Origin of the sequence: Streptococcus suis, from assembly GCF_002964045.1 — a bacterium.
Lineage (GTDB): Bacteria > Bacillota > Bacilli > Lactobacillales > Streptococcaceae > Streptococcus > Streptococcus suis_U.
Window position 1 is genome coordinate 1 of the sequence record NZ_POPB01000229.1, and the last position, 282, is coordinate 282.

1 protein-coding gene is annotated in these 282 nt (G+C 46.5%); it reads left to right on the plus strand.

Features of this window, described 5'->3' with window-relative positions; all coding sequences use genetic code 11:
- The coding region (ilvN, locus tag C1E99_RS02125) for an acetolactate synthase small subunit (protein ID WP_105206446.1) at nt 1–282 on the plus strand (282 nt) is incomplete at both ends.

Here is a 282-nt window from a genome sequence, read left to right on the forward strand (position 1 = left end):
GTGATTGTAGACGTGGCCAGTCACGATGAGGTCGAACAAATCATCAAGCAGCTGAACCGCTTGATTGATGTGGTTCGAGTACGTGACTTAACGGACATACCCCACTTAGAGCGTGAGGTGATTCTTGTCAAAATTTCAGCTCCGCCAACAAAACGAGCAGAAATTTTAGCGATTATCCAACCCTTTAGAGCAAATGTTGTCGATGTGGCACCTCACTCTATTACCATCCAAATGACAGGTGATGGAGATAAGATTGACGCCCTCCTGCGTGTGATTCAGCCT